We start from the raw sequence: 16,089 nt of genomic DNA, 5'->3' as shown, positions 1-16,089 counted from the left end.
GGAGGGGGCGGGCGGGATCCGTGGCCGATCGCATGCCGGTCGGACCGGGGCGGGGGTGTGCAGTGGGCTCGGGGCGGCGTAACCTTGCTGGCGCCATGCCGTACGAAGCACCCACCCACACCGTCGAGCGCTCCCTCCGTGCAACCACCGGCGCCAAGGTCATCGCCGGGGTCGACGAAGTCGGACGAGGGGCCTGGGCCGGTCCCGTCACCGTGTGTGCGGCGATCACGGGCCTGCGCCGGCCGCCCGCCGGGCTCACCGACTCCAAACTGCTCACCCCCAAGCGGCGCGACGCTCTGCTCGATGTCCTGGAGGACTGGGTCACCGCGTACGCGCTCGGGCACTCCACGCCCGAGGAGATCGACGAACTGGGCATGACGGCCGCCCTGCGGCTCGCTGCGGAGCGCGCGCTGGAGGCCCTGCCGGTGCGGCCCGACGCGGTGATACTCGACGGCAAGCACGACTATCTCGGCCCGCCCTGGCGGGTTCGTACGGTGATCAAGGGCGACCAGTCCTGCATCGCCGTCTCGGCGGCTTCGGTCATCGCCAAGGTCCGACGCGACCGCATGATGGCCGAACTCGGCGAACAGGGCGGCGGAATCGAGGACTTCGCTTTCGCCGCCAATGCCGGATACCCCTCGCCCGTGCATCGGGCGGCCCTTGAGGAGCGGGGGCCCACCCCCTACCACCGGCTCTCGTGGTCGTACCTCGACGCGCTGCCCAGATGGCGCCACCTGAAGAAGGTGCGCCGCAGCGAGGAGTCGATGGAGCTGGAAAACGGAGGCCAACTCGGCTTCGATTTCTGATCGCACCCATGTGCCACCGGCCGGTACGTTTCGTACCGGTGTTTGATAGATGTCAACTCATGCCTCTCACCCCCGCCATCGAGGAGCCTCAGATTCACGAGAGTGCCCAGGGTCCCCGCGTCACGCCGGCCGCGAGCCGCACCGCGCAGACCCCCCGCCCCGTACCTGGTCCGCGTCCCGCCGCAGTCCCGCGGCCCGGTCGCCCCGGTCCCGCCCGGCCCGCACCCCCCGCGCAGCGCGCGGCGCAGGCCACGCCCGGACCCGTTCCCGCAGCCCCTGCCCCCACTGCACCGTCCGTCTCCGCGGCGGTGCCGCAGATCCAGCTGATCCCGGCGTCCGCCGAGGGTGCGCTGGACGCGGCCGAAGAGGCCGTGGACCTGCTGCTCGACACCGGGCGCGCGCCCGGCGACATCCTGGTCCTCACCACCGGCGACCCGCACCCGTGGGCCGCTCACGAGCTGTCCTTCGGCGAGGCCGCGTACTGGGCCCTGCACGACGCCGGGGACGACGTCTTCTACGCGGACGCGGCGCAGGTCGAGCGTGCCGCCGGGCGTCCCGTCGTGGTCTTCGCGGCCAACGGCGGTCCGGTCGACACCGTCGTGGGTTCCCTGCCGGTCGCGCTCACCCGGGCGGGTGCCCTGCTGATCGTGTGCGGTGACGCGAAGCAGATCAACTCCGTGCTGGGTGCGGGCGTCTGACGCCCTGTACCCCGGCACGGGCGAGGGGCGGGGCGGGCGCTGAGCCGGCCCCGCTGAAGCCCGGGCCGAGACCTGGTCCGAGGTTCGAGCCGTGGCCCGAGCCGTGGCCCGTGTCGACGCCCGCGCGGGTACCCGAGGCCTGATCCGCCGTACGCCCGGTTCCGGGTGTACGGCCGTGAGGCCTGCCCGCGGGCAGGCTGCGCGTCGTGAACGAGGGTCGAACGGGGCCGGACGCCGGGTACGGGCTTCAGCGCGCGGCGGTCCGGCGCAGGGCCTCGGCCGCGCCGCCACCGGTGTGCAGGGCCACCGGAGCGAACTCGGCCACGGTGTCGCCGAGCCGCTGCGGTCGCGAGTCCGAACTGGGCCGCCGGCCACCACGGCCTTCGCCCAGCACCTGCCAGCCGGCGCGGGTCAGCGTGATGTACGCGCCGCAGCGCAGTCCGTGCAGGGTGCAGGCGTCCCGCAGCCCCCACATCCACGCCCCGTCCTCCGGGGTCCACCGCTCGTCGCCCTCGCGGCAGTAGAGCAGGACGGCCGTCCGCACCGGGGTCCGTCGGCGCAGGTCGTGCGGGAGGACCCGGCGCAGCCGGGACAGCAGGGCGTTGCGGTACTCCCAGCCGTCGGCCGACGCCGAGCGCTGCACGAAGGAAGCGCTCGCCACGAGCTGTTCCTCCGGGCCGAGGACGGCGATCACCGCGGTCGCAGGCACCGGGCTGTGCCGGGAGTGCAGCCCGCTGACGACCTCGCGAGGATTGCGCAGCAGGGGAATGCCCGCCGACATCCACTCGGACGGTTCCAGCAGCCTGCCGTGCCGGCTCGCGCCGCCGGTGGCCGTTGCCAGAGACGAGGTCGAAGGCGGCGTGAATCCGAAGGTCACGTTCCTCCCTTCGGGTACACGCCCGCGGACGGGCACGGCTGGAGTCAGGGCGCGCCGCAGCGCGGCCCAGGAGGGTGCCGAGGAGCCGAGCGGGAGCACTCCAATTCTCGCGTGGCTTCCGAGCATGCGGCAACGAGCAATTGACGACGCCGACCGGAATTCGCCGGTATGCCGTTCATATCCTTGCCCCGCCACGCCGAGAATGACGCATCGGGTCACCCCTGGAGCGCCAGCACCAGCGGGAACACCTCCTTTGCGCCTGCGCGTCGCAGGAGCCGTGCGGCCACCGCGAGTGTCCATCCGCTCTCCGCGCGGTCGTCCACGAGGAGCACCGGGCCGGGGGTCTGCGCCAGTGCCGCAGCCAGCTCCTGCGGGACGGCCAGGGCTTGGTGGAGACCGCGGACCCGCTGCGCGCTGTTGGAGGACGCCAGCCCGAACTCGGGGACCTGATCGGTGTAGGAGATCGTGCCGAGCAGGGGCATCCGCCCGACCTCGGCGATCCGCGCGGCCAGCGAACCGACGAGTTGGGGACGGCTGCGCGAGGGCAGTGCGACCACACCCACCGGACGTTCCGGTGCGTCGGAGGCGCCGGAGGCCCAACCGCCGGGGCCCCGGGCCCAGTCGGCGAGCACCGCGATCACGGCCTGCGTGACATCGTCCGGAACCGGCTGGTCGGGAGCCTGCGGGGCGAGCATGGGGCGCAGCCGGTTGCCCCAGCCGATGTCGGACAGCCGGCCCAGGGCCCGGCCCGTGGAGGCCTGCTCCCCGGCGGGGATGCGCCCCTTGAGGTCGACACCGACCGCGGCGAGTCCGGTCGGCCACATCTTGCGCGGCTCCAACTCCACACCGGGGCGGCCCAGCTCGCCGCGCGCGGTGTCCAGCGCGGTGGTGGAGACCTCGGCTGCGAACCGGGCTCCGGCGCAGTTGTCGCAGCGGCCGCAGGGCGCGGCCTCCTCGTCGTCGAGCTGCCTGCGCAGGAACTCCATCCGGCAACCCGTGGCCGCCGCGTAGTCGCGCATCGCCTGCTGCTCGGCGGCCCGCTGGCGGGCCACCCAGGCGTAGCGCTCGGCGTCGTAGGCCCACGGTTCACCCGTCGAGGTCCAGCCGCCCTTGACGCGGTGCACGGCGCCGTCGACGTCGAGGACCTTGAGCATGGTCTCCAGCCGGGTGCGGCGCAGGTCGACCAGCGGCTCCAGGGCGGGCAGCGACATCGGGCGCCCCGCCTGGGCCAGGACGTCGAGGGTGCGGCGCACCTGCTCCTCCGGCGGGAAGGCGACCGACGCGAAGTACTGCCAGATCGCCTCGTCCTCCCGGCCGGGCAGCAGCAAGACCTCCGCGTGCTCCACGCCACGGCCCGCTCGGCCGACCTGCTGGTAGTAGGCGATCGGCGAGGACGGAGACCCCAGGTGCACGACGAAGCCCAGGTCGGGCTTGTCGAAGCCCATCCCGAGGGCGGACGTGGCCACCAGGGCCTTGACCCGGTTCGCCTGCAGGTCGTCCTCGGCCTGCTGGCGGTCCGCGTTCTCCGTCTTGCCGGTGTACGAGGACACCGTGTGCCCGCGGTGGCGCAGGTACGTGGTGACCTCCTCGGCCGCCGCGACCGTCAGCGTGTAGATGATCCCGGACCCGGGCAGCTCGCCGAGGTGGTCCGCGAGCCAGGCCAGCCGGTGCGCCGCGTCGGGCAGGGTCAGGACCGCCAGGCTGAGGCTCTCGCGGTCCAGCGGGCCGCGCAGCACCAGCGCGTCCGTGCCGGCTCCGGTGCCCAGCTGCTCGGCGACGTCGGCGGTCACGCGGGCGTTGGCCGTGGCGGTCGTGGCGAGGACCGGGACGCCCGGCGGGAGGTCGGCCAGCATGGTGCGCAGCCGGCGGTAGTCGGGGCGGAAGTCGTGCCCCCAGTCGGAGATGCAGTGCGCCTCGTCCACCACGAGCAGGCCGGTGGCCGCCGAGAGCTTGGGCAGGACCTGGTCGCGGAAGTCCGGGTTGTTGAGCCGCTCCGGGCTCACCAGCAGGACGTCGACCTCGCCCGCCGCGACCTCGGCCTGGATCCCCTCCCATTCCTCGGGGTTGGCGGAGTTGATGGTGCGGGCGCGGATCCCCGCCCGTGCCGCGGCCTCGACCTGATTGCGCATCAGCGCGAGGAGCGGCGAGACGATCACGGTCGGGCCGGCGCCCGCCGCACGCAGCAGCGACGTGGCGACGAAGTACACGGCGGACTTGCCCCAGCCCGTGCGCTGGACCACGAGCGCCCGCCGCTTGTGCGCGACGAGGGCCTCGATCGCGAGCCACTGGTCCTCGCGCAGCCGGGCGGTGCCCGTGGGGTCCCCCACGAGGCGGGCGAGTACGGAGTCGGCCGAGGACCTCAGGTCTGCGTTCATGCCCCCATGCAACCCGATGCATCCGACATCGCGCCAATGCTGCCCGACACAGTGTGGAAGTTGAAGCATCAACACTTATCCACAGGGCTTTCGGGATCGGATCATGCACGGGACCTTCGTGGCATGACGAACAACAGCGAATCCCGTCGCCCGTCCGACCGGCCCTTCATCAGCCCGGCCGGAACCACCGACGAACCTCAGATCACCCTGCGCAGCCCGGCCGAACTGGCCGACGCGCTGCCCTACATGCTCGGCTTCCACCCGTCCGACTCCCTCGTCATGGTCGCCGTTCACGGCGAGGGCGGGCGTTTCGGCGGCCGGCTCCGCGTCGGCATCCCCACCGCTCCCGCCGAATGGGAGGACACCGCCCGACAGGTCGCGGACTGCCTCATCCGGGGCAGCGAACGACGCGGAGTCAAGCCCGACGGCATCGTCGTCTACCTCTGCCAGGAGCCGCGCGGAGAAGAGAGCGGCCGCGGCGTGATGACCCGGCTGCGGCCGTTCGCCCAGCGGATCCGGCTGGCCTGCGGCGCGCTGGACGTGCCGGTGCTGGAGGCCCTGTGCCTGTCGGCGGGCCGCTTCTGGTCCTACGTCTGCCCCGACGAGCGGTGCTGCCCGGCCGAGGGCAGCCCGCTGGCCCCGGTCGGCACCTCGGTGATGGCCGCGGCCGCGACCTTCGCCGGGCTCCAGATCCGGGGCTCCCTCGAAGAGATCGAGGGCAGGCTGGCGCCGCTGCGCGGGGCCGTGGCAGAGGAGGCGGAGCGGGCCCTGGACCGGGCGGCCGCCGCCCTGATGCCGAGGATCCTCCACGGTGCCACCCGGGAAGAGGTCGGCACCGAGACCATCACGCTGGCGCAGGCCCTGATGCGGCGCATGACCCTGGCGCCACCCGTCGAGAGCGGCGTCCAGGGCGACGACTGGGACGACGCGCTGCTCGGCCACGACGAGGCCGCATCGCTGATCCTCGGCCTCCAGGACCGCGAAGTCCGGGACGTCGCGGCCGAGTGGATGGAGGGCGAGGAGGCGGCCCCCGCCCTCCGCCTGTGGCGGGCACTGGCCCGCCGCTGCGTCGGTGCCTACGGCGAGCACGCCGCGGCCCCCCTCACCCTGGCCGGCTGGGTCTCCTGGTCCACCGGGGACGAGCCGACGGCCCGGATCGCCCTCGGCCTGGCCCTGCGGGCCGACGCCGAATACCGCTTCGCCCAGCTGCTCCACCACGCCTGCAACGAGGGAATCGACCCCGAGGGGCTGCGGCAGTGCCTCAGGGAGGAGCGGCGCCGCAGGGAACCCCGGCGCAGCCGGCCCTCCGCCGCCACCCGGCCGCCGGGCCGCCGGGGCCGCACGGCGCCGCGCCGCGGATCCCGCCGCACCGCGGGGAGCGGGCAGTGAGCGCGCGCCGGCCGTCGTACGGCCGTCCCGTGCGGCTGCTCCGCGGCGCCTTGACCCCGGCCTGGCGCAGCGGGCTCCCTCCCCGCCGCGCCCGGCCGGAGCCGCGGCCCGTGACCCGGGCGGGGGCGGGGGCGTTCAGCTGGGGGGAGGTGCCGCCCCGGCCGCGCCGCCGCCCAGCTGAACCCACCGGAGCGCAGACAAGGCGACACATGTCTCACCCCGCACCTCCCCGCCCGACCGGCGTGCCCGCAGCCCGCAGGCCCGAGCTGCCGCCCGTGCACGGCGCCGTCATCTGCGTCGCCGCGCCCTGCCTGGTCATCTCGCCGGAACACGGCCAGCTGACCGGGCGGGGGATCGACGGGATCTACCGCTCCGGGCGCAGGCTGCTCTCCAGGTGCGTGCTGCGCGTCGGGGGCCGTGACCCGGTCGCCGTCCAGGGACGCAGCCTCGGTGCCGACCGGGCCGCCTTCACCGCCACCGTGCGCACCGGCGCCGAGCCCGGACCCGATCCGGACATCGGGGTGGAACGCGTCCGCCACGCCGACGGCACCGAACGGATCACCCTGCGCAGCTTCACGGGCCGGCCGGTGCGGCTTCCCGTGGAGGTACTGCTCGGCACCGACCTGGCGGAACTGGCCGAAGTGGCCGCCGGCCGGGCCGGCCCGGAGCTGCCCGCCGGGGTGCACGCGGCCGGCCTGCGCTGGAGCACCGGCGGCGCGCAAGCCGTCACCGCGGCGGAGCCCGCGCCCGACGACGCCGTGGCCTCGGCCGGTCTGCTGCGCTGGCAGCTCGAACTGGGCCCCGGCGAATCCCGCACCATCGAGCTGCGGACCACGCACGACCGCGTGGTGCGGGCACCCGCCGGCCAGGTGGCGAACCCGCTGGCCGACGCCCGGGCCGAGGGGGACGATCCGAGGGCCGAGGCGTGGTTCCGAACCAGCGTCGAGGATCTGGGCGCGCTGCTCTCGCGAGACCCCGAGGAGCCGGGCGACGCCTTCGCGGCGGCCGGGGCGCCCTGGCGGCTGGGCCTCGCGCCGGCGGAGTCGCTCTGGGCCGCCCGTATGGCGCTGCCGCTGGGGACCGGGCTCGCCGCCGCCACGCTGCGCATCCTCGCCCGGACACAGACCGAGGGGTCCGGGGCCGAGGCCGGGAAGATCCCGGGGCCCCTGCGCGGAGCGGGCCCGCAGCTGCCGCCCGCGTGCACCGGCACCGAGGCGACCCTCGCCTTCCCCGCCGTGCTCGCCGAAGCCCGGCTCTGGGGCATGCCGGAGGAGGACGTCGCCCGACTGCTCCCAGCCGCCGAACGGTGCCTCGACTGGCTGCGCGGCGCCCTCGGCAAGGACGGCTTCCTGGCGGATCCCGAGCCAGGTCCGCGGCGCTGCGAGACCCAGGCCCACGCGCACCGGGCCGCCGTGCTCGGCGCGGACCTCCTCGCCGGATGCGGACGACCCGGAGCGGAGGAGTGGCGGGAGCGGGCGACCGCGCTGCGGCAGCGGTTCCGGGAGGGGTTCTGGATCGACGGCCCGGACGGCGGCCGGCCGGCCTCGGCCCTGCATCCCGACGGGCGGCCACTGCCACGGCTGACCGGCGCCGCCGCCCACCTGCTCGATACCGGGCTGCTCGGCGGCGGCCGGCTCGCCCCCGGGCTCCTCGACCGGATCCGCACCGAGCAGCTGGCCCGGCTGCTCGGAGCCCCCGCCATGGACTGCGGATGGGGGTTGCGGAGCATGGCCCTCAAGGAACCGGGACACAACCCGTTCGGCCACCGCTCGGGCGCGGTACGGGCGCACGAGAGCGCGGTGGCCGTGTCCGGCCTGGCCGCTGCGGGGTTCGAGAAGGAGGCGGCCGGCCTGCTCAGGGGCCTCCTGGACGCGGCGGAGGCCTTCGGGTACCGGCTGCCGGAGATGTTCGCCGCCGAGCAGCGGACCGCGGGCAGCGCCCCCATCCCGCACCCGGCGGCCTGCCGCCCCGCCGCCGTGGCCGCGGCCGCGGGGGTCCACGTACTGACCGCCCTCGCCGGAATCCGCCCCGACGCCCCCGCCGGCACCGTCGCCCTCGTTCCCCTTCCCGGCGCTCCCCTCGGCGCGATCCGGCTCGCGGGCCTGCGGGTGGCGGGCGAGCCCTTCGCCGTCCGGGTCAGCCGGCTCGGCCTCGGCATGGTGGAGGAGGCCGCGGATGCGCTCCAACTGGGAGGCTGAGCCGGCCGGCGGCCCGCGCCTCGTACGAGCCGTGATGTGCCGACTCCGGCGCGCAGGCGGCGCACATCGCGGGCCGCGCCCGCCCGGCGCACCCGTCGGCCTGCAGGCCGTTGTCTTCAAGGTCACCAAAGCGCTGTTTATCGTCAGGCAGACGACTATGATCGCGGCATGTCGCCCTACGACCCGTCGGCCTATCCGCCCTTCGCAGTCACCGTCGACCTGGTCGTGCTCACCGTGCGGCGCCACGCGCTCTGCGCGCTGGTCGTCCGGCGGGGTGAGCAGCCGTTCCAGGGGCGCTGGGCGCTGCCCGGCGGATTCGTCCGCGGGGACGAGGACCTTGCGGCCGCCGCCGCCAGAGAGCTCGCCGAGGAAACCGGCCTGGGCGCGCACGACCCCGCCTTGCCGGGCGCGGGCAACGGGGCGCACCTCGAACAGCTGGCCACGTACGGCGACCCGAAGCGTGATCCGCGGATGCGGGTCGTCAGCGTGGCGCATCTGGTGCTGGCGCCGGACCTCCCCGCACCCCGGGCCGGCGGCGACGCCAACAGCGCGCGCTGGGCCCCTGTCGACGAGGTGCTGGCCGTCGGCGACGAGAGCTCCGCTGGGCTCGCCTTCGACCACGCGCAGATCCTTGCCGACGGTGTGGAGCGGGCCCGCTCGAAGATTGAGTACTCCTCGCTGGCCACCGCCTTCTGCCCGCCCGAGTTCACCGTCGGCGAGCTGCGACGGGTGTACGAGGCCGTGTGGGGAGTGGCGCTGGACCCGCGCAACTTCCACCGCAAGGTCACCGGCACCCCCGGGTTCCTGGTGCCGGCCGGCGGAACGACGACCCGTCAGGGCGGGCGCCCGGCCCAGCTGTTCCGGGCGGGCGGGGCGACCCTGCTCAACCCGCCGATGCTGCGCCCGGAGGTCTGACGCCGCGGCACACGCGCCGCCGGTCCTGCACCCGCCGGCGGCCGAACCGGGCTCCCGGACGGGGGTGAGCTTGACGGAACGATCGGCATTCCATCGGACCGGTTGCGCCGAAAATCGGACATATCGCGTTATCTTGCTTGCGGTACCCACGCTGCCGCAAAGCGGTCTCACACCCCGCGAGGGAAGCGATGCTCCAGGCCATCGGACTCACCAGCAAACCACGTTCCGGCGCCCCGCCACTTGTGGACGACCTCACCCTCGAGGCCCGCCCGGGGCATGTGACCGCCCTGCTCGGCGAGCCGGGATCGGGCAAGACGACCGCCCTGCGGCTCATGCTCGAACTCGAACCGGGCCGCGGCGTCACCTACTTCCGCGGCCGGCCGCTGCACCGGATCCCGCACCCCGGCCGTGAGGTCGGAGTGGTGCTGGGAGACGTCCCCGGCAACCCGGCACGAACCGTCCGCAACCAGCTGCGGATGCTCTGCGCCGCCGCCGGGGTGCCGGCCTCCCGGGCCGACACCATGCTCGAGGTCGTCGGCATCGCGGGCCTGCGGGATCAGCGTCTCGGCTCGCTGTCGCTCGGCATGGAGCGCAGGGTCGCCCTTGCCTCGGCCCTGCTCGGCGATCCTTGCACCCTGCTCCTCGACGAGCCCGCCGCAGGGCTCTCCCCCCGCGAACGCGGCTGGCTGTACGGGCTGCTGCGCGGCCACGCCTCTCTCGGGGGAGCCGTGCTCTTCACCACCGCCGACGCCAAGGAGGCGGCCCGGAGCGCCGACCGGGTCGTCAGCATCGAGGCGGGCCGCCTCGTCGCCGACCAGGAGGCCGCGGAGTTCGCGCGGACGAGGCTGAGGCCCCGGGTCGCCGTGCGCACCCCGCACGCCGCCCGGCTGGCCGACGTACTGGGACGGGAAGCCCGCGCGGCCCAGCGGGCGGTGGAGATCGTCGAGGAGAGCGGCAGCCGGCTGTCGGTGTACGGCAGCAACTGCGCCGAGGTCGGCGAGGCGGCGTTCCGCCACGGCGTACTGGTCCACCAGCTCGCCGACGAGACCGGCGATGCCGGCGCTTCGACGGCGCCGGTCCCGCACGCCCGGGCCGGGGCCGCAACCGCGGTGGCCGCCGGCGCGGCGCAGGAGCCCTCCGAGGACTCCGGCGGCCCTGCCCGGCGCGCCCGCTCCCAGCCGCCGGCCTCGGCCGTGCGGCGCGTGGGCGGACCCCTGCGGCCCCTGCGCTACGAGCTGCTCCGCGTCTTCGGCACCGCCACCCCCGTCCTGACCGCCGCCCTCGTCGTCGTGGTCTCCGTCCTCACCGCCCTCGTGCTCGCCCGGGCCGGCCAGACCCCGCAGAGCCGGCTGCTCGCCGCCTGGCCCGAGCTGCTGCCGCTGCCGCCCGCAGCCCTGGGTGCGGGTCTGCTCGGCGCGCTGGCCTTCGGCGAGGAGTACCGCTACCCCGCCCTCGCCGCCGACCGGGGCACCGTGCCCCGCCGTCTGGGACTGCTCACCGCGAAACTCGGCGTCTGCGCCACCCTCGCCCTCGTGCTGGGCGCCCTGGTGGTGACGGCCGACGCCGCCGCCCTGGCACTCGTCTTCGACAGCGGCCCCCTGCGCGTCCCGGTGGAATGGCTGTCCCCGGCGGCTAGTTGGGCAGGCCTCTTGATCGGCTGCGCCTGGGCCGGAGTACTGGCCTCCGGCGTCTTCCGGTCCGCCACCGCGGGGCTCGCGGCGGTGCTCGCCGTACCCGTGGGAGTGGTTCCGCTGGTGCGCAAGGCGCTGGAAGGCTCGTCCGCGTACCCGGTGACCGGACTGGGGCCCAGGCTGCGCGGCCTGTCCTGGGTGCAGTGGCCGCCCGAGGCGGACCGGCTGCTGGTGGGGGCCCTGCGGGTGATCACCCAACCCGTCGCCACCGCATTGGTGTTGTCGCTGATGGTCCTGTTGTGCGCCTATGGGTTCACCGGACTGCGCAGCAGGGTCCGTTGGTGATCGTTCCGGTGCCGGAGCGGTCACGGACGGGACCGTTGCAGTCCATGTCGCGTCAAGCGGACCGCAACTCCACCCAATAGGCCCGGTTCTTTACGATAAGTCGTCAATTGCGCAGGTGGCGCCGATCACCCTTTCGTGTGCTTTTCACCAAAGACCTCAAGGGTCGTGGAGGCACGACCGACAAAGGATTCGTGAGTACCCTTGCGCACACCATGATGACCGCCGCCCGCCATGCCGACTCCGGCCTCGCCGGCGCGGGCGAACTCGACCGCTACCCCTACGCGGAGGCCCCCGTGTCCGACCGCGTCGGAGCACCCCACTGGGACGGCGCCGACGTGGAGTTGAGCCGCGTGGGCCGCCGCGCGGCAGGCAGCCGCGGGCGCGGACTGCACGGCCAACTCGTCCAGCAGCTCGGCCAGATGATCGTCTCCGGCGACCTCGGCGCGGACCGCCCCCTGGTCCCCGAGGAGATCGGCCAGCGCTTCGAGGTCTCCCGTACGGTCGTCCGCGAATCGCTGCGGGTCCTGGAGGCCAAGGGCCTCGTCAGCGCCCGCCCAAACGTCGGCACCCGGGTCCGCCCCGTCGCCGACTGGAACCTGCTCGACCCCGACATCATCGAGTGGCGCGCCTTCGGGCCCCAGCGCGACGACCAGCGCCGTGAGCTCGGCGAGCTCCGCTGGACGATCGAGCCGCTCGCCGCCCGCCTGGCCGCCGGCCACGGCCGCCCGGACATCCAGCAGCGCCTGGCCGACATGGTCGAGATCATGGGCCACGCCCTCGGGCAGGGTGACTCGATCACCTTCGCGCGCGCCGACAACGAGTTCCACGCGCTCCTCATCCAGGTCGCCGGCAACCGCATGCTGGAGCACCTCTCCGGCATCGTCTCCGCCGCCCTCCAGGTCTCCGGCAGCCCGATGACCTCCTGCGACCGGCCGAGCGAGACCTGCGTCGCGCACCACGCACGGATGGTCGAGGCCCTCGCCGCGGGCGACGCGGTGGGCGCCGAGAGCGCGATGCGCCAGCTCCTGACGGTTCATCCGGAGGTCGAGCGCGTGGTCCCCGCCCCGCGCGAGCACTGACGGGCGGGCGCGTGGGGGTGTACGACACGTCGCCGGGCCCGGCCGGGCCCGGCGACACCGGCGTGCGGGCCCCGTCCCTGTTCCGGAGCCCCTTCCGGAGCCGCCGCGGCCCTTCCGGAACCGAGGGGTGCGACCGTATGACCGGCATTCGCGCATACGGGGTGTGACTCGGGCCACGAAGATTGGGCGTAACGCTCCGCGAGGTCGCGCGATGACTTAAGAGGTGATGGCCGACGGAGGGAAGACAGCAGCCCTTGGGGGTGCTGTGCAGCTCCCCGGCCCCTGCCCGCGCCGCCGGCCCATCCCCGGTCGGTGGTCGTCGGCTCCGGTCCAGCACCACCAGGCCCGGGGTCGGAAGCCGTTCCCATCGTTCCGAGAGGTTGTTCGTGTCGGCCAGCACATCCCGTACGCTCCCGCCGGAGATCGCCGATTCCGAGTCTGTGATGGCGCTCATCGAGCGGGGCAAGGCCGAGGGGCAGATCGCCGGCGATGACGTGCGTCGGGCCTTCGAGGCTGACCAGATTCCTGCGACCCAGTGGAAGAATGTTCTGCGCAGCCTCAACCAGATCCTCGAGGAAGAGGGTGTGACGCTGATGGTCAGTGCCGCGGAGTCGCCCAAGCGCACCACCCGCAAGAGCGTCGCAGCGAAGAGCCCGGCCAAGCGGACGGCCACCGAGCCGGTCAGGAAGACGGCGGCCAGGACGACGGCGGCGCAGCCCGCGGCCCCCGCGGTCCCGGCGGCCGAGGCGGCGGACCCGCAGGCAGCGGACGCCCTCGTCGAGGAGACGGCAGCGGAGCCCGTCGCCAAGAAGGCGGCGGCGAAGAAGACGGCCGCGAAGAAGGCCGCGCCCGCCAAGAAGACGGCCGCGAAGAAGACCGCAGCCAAGAAGACCGCGGCCAAGAAGGACGCGGACGAGGGCGGCGACGACGAGAACCCGGAAGAGGGTCCCGACGCGGTCAAGGCCGAGGGCGAAGAAGAGGAAGAGGGCGGGGAGAACAAGGGCTTCGTCATCTCGGACGACGAGGACGACGCCCCGGCCCAGCAGGTCGTGGTGGCCGGCGCCACCGCCGACCCGGTCAAGGACTACCTCAAGCAGATCGGCAAGGTCCCCCTCCTCAACGCCGAGCAGGAGGTCGAGCTCGCCAAGCGGATCGAGGCGGGTCTGTTCGCCGAGGACAAGCTGGCGAACTCCGACAAGCTGGCGCCCAAGCTCAAGCGCGAGCTGGAGATCATCGCCGAGGACGGCCGCCGGGCGAAGAACCACCTGCTGGAGGCCAACCTCCGCCTCGTGGTCTCCCTGGCCAAGCGCTACACCGGCCGCGGCATGCTCTTCCTGGACCTGATCCAGGAGGGAAACCTGGGTCTCATCCGCGCGGTCGAGAAGTTCGACTACACCAAGGGCTACAAGTTCTCCACCTACGCGACGTGGTGGATCCGGCAGGCGATCACGCGCGCCATGGCCGACCAGGCCCGCACCATCCGCATCCCCGTCCACATGGTCGAGGTCATCAACAAGCTCGCCCGCGTGCAGCGCCAGATGCTCCAGGACCTGGGCCGCGAGCCCACTCCGGAGGAGCTGGCCAAGGAACTCGACATGACCCCCGAGAAGGTCATCGAGGTCCAGAAGTACGGCCGTGAGCCGATCTCCCTGCACACGCCCCTGGGCGAGGACGGCGACAGCGAGTTCGGTGACCTCATCGAGGACTCCGAGGCCGTCGTCCCGGCCGACGCCGTGAGCTTCACACTCCTGCAGGAGCAGCTGCACTCGGTGCTCGACACCCTGAGCGAGCGCGAGGCCGGCGTGGTTTCCATGCGCTTCGGTCTCACCGACGGGCAGCCGAAGACCCTTGACGAGATCGGCAAGGTCTACGGGGTCACGCGTGAGCGGATCCGCCAGATCGAGTCCAAGACGATGTCGAAGCTGCGCCACCCGTCCCGCTCCCAGGTGCTGCGCGACTACCTGGACTGAGCAGGCGGGCGGACGGGCCTCGGCGGCGCAAGGTGCCGAGGCCCGGCGACAGAGGCCGTGGCGGTGGCCGCGCGGGTGCGCTCGGCCACCGGGCATCCCACTCTGGGTGGAGTCATGCACACTCGGAGTCAGGAGGCCTCATGCGTCGTCCCTTTGCCCGTGTCCTGGCGGGCGCGCTGACCCTGGCGGCGGGAGCGGCCGCGGCGCCGCTCGCCCAGATGCCTCAGGCGGCCGCGGACAGCGTGGTGATCGGCGGGAAGCCGGTGATGGTGGCCGACAGCCCCTGGGTCGTGGCTCTGGCCAGCCGTGACCGGTTCGGAGGTACGCGGGACGGGCAGTTCTGCGGGGGTGTCGTCGTCGCTCCGACCAGGGTGGTCACCGCGGCGCACTGCCTGAGCCGGCAGGTGCTCGGCGGTCCTGTCGAATCCGTGTCCGATTTCCGGGTGATCGCCGGCCGTACGGAGCTCCGGGCGGCCGACGGCAGGGAGATCGCGGTGCGCGGGGCGCGGGTCAACCCCGGCTACGACCCCCAGAGCAATGCCGGGGACCTCGCGGTTCTGGAGCTGGCGGAAGCCGTGCCGGCGCACCACGTGCTCCCCATGGCGGAGGCGGGTCACCCCGCGTACGGGGCGGGCACCGAGGCGGACGTGTACGGCTGGGGTGACACGAGCGGCTTCGGCGACTACGCGTACGCCCTGCGGGCCGCACGCGTGACGGTGCTGGCGGACGAGGTCTGCGGGCGCGCCTACCCCGGGGACGCGGACGGACAGTACCGGGCCGAATCCATGGTGTGCGCGGGTGACGGCGGGGGCGGCAAGGACGCCTGCCAGGGCGACAGCGGCGGGCCGCTGGTGGCCCAGGGGCGGCTGATCGGGCTGGTCTCGTGGGGCCGGGGCTGCGGGCGGGCCGACAGTCCGGGCGTGTACACGCGCATCGCCCCCTTGGCCGGCTTCGTGACGGCCCCGGAGAGGGCCGCGCAGCCGGGTGGGGGCCAGGACGCCGCGTGGGGGCCCCAGAGGAGCTCCGGGGCGCGAGCAGGGTCCGTACAGGGGCATCGTGCGCATTAGCGGCGGTCGGACGATGTCCCGGCCGACCAGCGCGACACGCCGGTGACAGCCCGTACCCCCGCCCCTCGCGAGGGGCGGGGGTACGGCCTGCGGATGTGAGGACGGGCGGCACCCCTGGGTCTCAGGGGTGCCGCCCGTCGACCGGCCTGGCCGGTCCTGGCTCGTCGGATGCGAGGTTCGGCCTGTGTGTCAGCGGTCCTCGGGTTCGGCATGGGCAGCCGGAGCGGACGTGAGCCGCTCGGTCTCATCCTGTATTTCCGCGGCGATCTTCTTGAGTTCCGGCTCGAACTTGCGACCGTGGTGGGCGCAGAAGAGCAGTTCACCGCCGCTCAGCAGGACGACGCGCAGATATGCCTGGGCGCCGCAACGGTCGCATCGGTCAGCGGCCGTCAGCGGGGTCGCGGGTGTCAGAACAGTAGTCACGTCGCCTCTTCTCTAGCTCGACGAGCTGTCGTACCAGGGTCAACATCCAACCAGGCCGAAAACGTTCCCGCTCGCGGCTTTTCCTCGAAACTTCCTTCCGAAGCTGGCCGGCTGTTGCCGGTTGGCGGCGAAGGAGCCGTATTGCGTTGCTTTACGGTTTCGCGTTGTCAGTCGTGTGCTTGTTGCAGTTCCATCCTCCCCGGCGAGAGTGCCAGGTTGTTCATGAGGACGTGCCCGAACCCTAAATGGTTCATGCGCGGAAGGGAACGTGATGTTTCCTTCACCCGCCCGGGGGATCGAACATCCGTGCGGATCT

12 protein-coding genes are annotated in these 16,089 nt (G+C 73.6%); 9 read left to right on the top strand and 3 right to left on the bottom strand.

The window, feature by feature from the left end:
• The first annotated feature begins 95 nt into the window (after positions 1 to 95).
• Both OHA91_RS10825 and OHA91_RS10820 read left to right on the top strand, forming a co-directional pair.
• Positions 96 to 806, top strand: a complete 711-nt coding sequence (locus OHA91_RS10825) for a ribonuclease HII (RefSeq protein ID WP_030650359.1) — start codon at positions 96 to 98, stop codon at positions 804 to 806.
• A 59-nt stretch (positions 807 to 865) separates the two neighbouring features.
• Positions 866 to 1,504 (top strand): hypothetical protein, encoded by a 639-nt coding sequence (locus OHA91_RS10820; RefSeq protein WP_031146464.1) that lies wholly within the window; start codon positions 866 to 868, stop codon positions 1,502 to 1,504.
• 247 nt (positions 1,505 to 1,751) lie between these two features.
• Here the strand turns inward: OHA91_RS10820 and OHA91_RS10815 are convergent, their stop codons facing one another.
• Both OHA91_RS10815 and OHA91_RS10810 read right to left on the bottom strand, forming a co-directional pair.
• Complete coding sequence (locus tag OHA91_RS10815; protein WP_031146466.1) at positions 1,752 to 2,381, bottom strand: hypothetical protein; 630 nt, start codon at positions 2,379 to 2,381, stop codon at positions 1,752 to 1,754.
• Positions 2,382 to 2,596: 215 nt separating this feature from the next.
• Positions 2,597 to 4,756 carry a RecQ family ATP-dependent DNA helicase gene (locus OHA91_RS10810; RefSeq protein ID WP_031146468.1) on the bottom strand — a complete coding sequence of 720 codons (2,160 nt, stop codon included), beginning with the start codon at positions 4,754 to 4,756 and terminating at the stop codon, positions 2,597 to 2,599.
• 123 nt (positions 4,757 to 4,879) lie between these two features.
• On the opposite strand from OHA91_RS10810, the gene OHA91_RS10805 reads away from it, so the two are divergent.
• From OHA91_RS10805 to OHA91_RS10775, 7 genes are all read left to right on the top strand, one after another.
• Positions 4,880 to 6,145, top strand: coding sequence for a DUF4192 domain-containing protein (locus OHA91_RS10805; protein WP_063835493.1), 1,266 nt, complete (start codon positions 4,880 to 4,882; stop codon positions 6,143 to 6,145).
• A gap of 209 nt (positions 6,146 to 6,354) precedes the next feature.
• Positions 6,355 to 8,343 carry an amylo-alpha-1,6-glucosidase gene (locus OHA91_RS10800; protein WP_328739178.1) on the top strand — a complete coding sequence of 663 codons (1,989 nt, stop codon included), beginning with the start codon at positions 6,355 to 6,357 and terminating at the stop codon, positions 8,341 to 8,343.
• A 168-nt stretch (positions 8,344 to 8,511) separates the two neighbouring features.
• Entirely contained in the window at positions 8,512 to 9,258 is a 747-nt protein-coding gene (locus tag OHA91_RS10795) for an NUDIX hydrolase (RefSeq protein WP_328739177.1), read from the top strand.
• A gap of 188 nt (positions 9,259 to 9,446) precedes the next feature.
• Positions 9,447 to 11,234, top strand: coding sequence for an ABC transporter ATP-binding protein (locus tag OHA91_RS10790; protein ID WP_328739176.1), 1,788 nt, complete (start codon positions 9,447 to 9,449; stop codon positions 11,232 to 11,234).
• Between the two features lie 191 nt (positions 11,235 to 11,425).
• Positions 11,426 to 12,313, top strand: coding sequence for a FadR/GntR family transcriptional regulator (locus OHA91_RS10785; protein ID WP_078959064.1), 888 nt, complete (start codon positions 11,426 to 11,428; stop codon positions 12,311 to 12,313).
• Positions 12,314 to 12,699: 386 nt separating this feature from the next.
• A complete protein-coding gene (locus OHA91_RS10780; RefSeq protein ID WP_328739175.1) occupies positions 12,700 to 14,283 on the top strand; it encodes an RNA polymerase sigma factor in 1,584 nt (527 codons plus the stop codon).
• A 140-nt stretch (positions 14,284 to 14,423) separates the two neighbouring features.
• Positions 14,424 to 15,350, top strand: coding sequence for a S1 family peptidase (locus OHA91_RS10775; protein ID WP_078959066.1), 927 nt, complete (start codon positions 14,424 to 14,426; stop codon positions 15,348 to 15,350).
• A gap of 189 nt (positions 15,351 to 15,539) precedes the next feature.
• Here OHA91_RS10775 and OHA91_RS10770 read toward each other — a convergent pair whose 3' ends face one another.
• On the bottom strand, positions 15,540 to 15,773 hold the full coding sequence (locus OHA91_RS10770) for a DUF7455 domain-containing protein (protein WP_030028922.1): 234 nt from the start codon (positions 15,771 to 15,773) through the stop codon (positions 15,540 to 15,542).
• Between the last annotated feature and the right edge of the window lie 316 nt (positions 15,774 to 16,089).

The organism is Streptomyces erythrochromogenes, from assembly GCF_036170895.1.
Taxonomy (GTDB): Bacteria; Actinomycetota; Actinomycetes; order Streptomycetales; family Streptomycetaceae; genus Streptomyces; species Streptomyces erythrochromogenes.
Note: the sequence above shows the minus strand (reverse complement) of the source record. Positions and strands in the feature narration are given on the sequence as shown.